This window comes from Betaproteobacteria bacterium, assembly GCA_016791345.1.
In the GTDB taxonomy this organism is placed as follows: domain Bacteria; phylum Pseudomonadota; class Gammaproteobacteria; order Burkholderiales; family JAEUMW01; genus JAEUMW01.
Window position 1 is genome coordinate 1 of sequence record JAEUMW010000403.1, and the last position, 1,703, is coordinate 1,703.

At 66.5% G+C, this 1,703-nt stretch carries 2 protein-coding genes; both read left to right on the forward strand.

All coding sequences use genetic code 11. The annotated features are described in order from the left end of the window. On the forward strand, positions 1-1,114 hold a 1,114-nt coding region (locus JNK68_15355; GenBank protein ID MBL8541721.1), incomplete at its 5' end, for a UbiH/UbiF family hydroxylase. A 32-nt stretch (positions 1,115-1,146) separates the two neighbouring features. After that, on the forward strand, positions 1,147-1,703 hold a 557-nt coding region (locus JNK68_15360; protein MBL8541722.1), incomplete at its 3' end, for a DsbC family protein.

Here is a 1,703-nt window from a genome sequence, read left to right on the forward strand (position 1 = left end):
GGCGGCGAGCCTGCGCGGCAGCGGGCTGCGCCTGGCGGTAGTCGAGCCGGCCGCACCGCGCGGCGTGTCGGACGCTGCCTGGGACAGCCGCATCTACGCCATCAGTCCCGGCTCGGTCGCGTTTCTCGAGGCGGCGGGTGCTTGGCAGAGGCTCGATGCGACGCGTGTCGAGCCCGTGCTCGATATGCACGTGTGCGGCGACGACGGGACCTCGCGTCTCGATTTCAGCAGCCTCGACGTCGGGCATTCCGCACTCGCGTGGATTCTGGAGGGGTCTCGCCTGCAGGACGCGCTCTGGCGCACGCTCATCGCGGACGGCGGCATCGAGCTGCGTTGTCCGGCTTCCTGCGCGTCGATCACTTGGCTGGACGATCGCGCGCAGATCGCTCTCGAGGACGGAGAGCGCCTGCGTACCAAGCTCGTGGTGGGCGCCGACGGTGCCGACTCCTGGGTGCGCAAGCAGGCCGGAATCCACGCCCATGTTCACGCGTACGGCCAGCTCGGCGTAGTTGCCAATTTCGCCTGCGCGGTGATTCACGCGGGTGTGGCGCACCAGTGGTTTCGTTCCGATGGCGTGCTTGCCCTGCTGCCACTGCCCGGAAACCGCGTCTCGATGGTGTGGTCTACGTGGGAGGCGCAGGGTCAGGAGCTGCTCGCCCTGTCCGGCGAAGCCTTGTGCGAGCGGGTGCGGGAAGCAAGCCGCGATGCGCTCGGTGCCCTGACGCTGATCACGCCTGCGGCGGCCTTTCCCCTGCGCCGGACCAAAGTCGCGCGGCTCGTCGCACCACGCGTTGCGCTGATCGGAGATGCGGCACATGTCGTGCATCCGCTGGCCGGTCAGGGCGTGAACCTGGGATTCCGGGATGCGCGAGAGCTGGCGGCGCTGCTGACGGATCGCGGTCCGCTGCCCGACTGCGGCGCGCTCTCGTTTCTGCGTCGCTTCGAGCGCGCCCGGGCCGAAGATATCCTGTCCATGATGGCGACCACCGACATGCTGCAGAAGCTTTTCAATACCGATCTGCCCGCGCTCTCGGCGGTCCGCAATTGGGGGCTGCGTCTCACCGGCCGCCTCGGCGCGGTCCGCAACCTGCTGATCCAACACGCGGTAGGCTGACCGCCGAGCCGCGATAACCCGGAATTCATCCCATGCTGAAGAGATTCGTCCCCACCGTCGCCGCGCTTGCCCTGCTCGCGAGCGGCGCCGCCCTCGCCAACGAGGCCCTCAAGAAGACGCTGCAGGAGAAAGTGCCGCAGTTGCCGATCGAGAGCATCAGCAAGTCACCCTTGCCCGGTTTCTACGAGGTGGTAGCGAACGGCACCATTTTCTACGCCGACGAGAAAGGTCAGTACCTCATTCTTCCGGAGCGGGTGCTCGATCTCGACGCCAAGAAGGACATCCTCGAAGAGCGCATGCTGAAACTGACCGGGATTCGCTTCGATGCGCTGCCGCTCGATCTCGCCTTCAAGAACGTGAAGGGCAACGGCAAGCGCCGGCTGGCGGTGTTCTCCGATCCCGATTGCCCTTACTGCCGGCGTCTCGAACAGGACCTGACCAAGCTCAACGACGTGACCGTGTACACGTTTTTGCTGCCGATCGAGCAACTGCATCCGGCCGCGCCCGAGAAGGCGAAAGCGGTCTGGTGTTCCGCCGACCGCCAGAAGACCTGGAGTGCGCTCATGCTCAACAACGTCGCGCCGAGCGG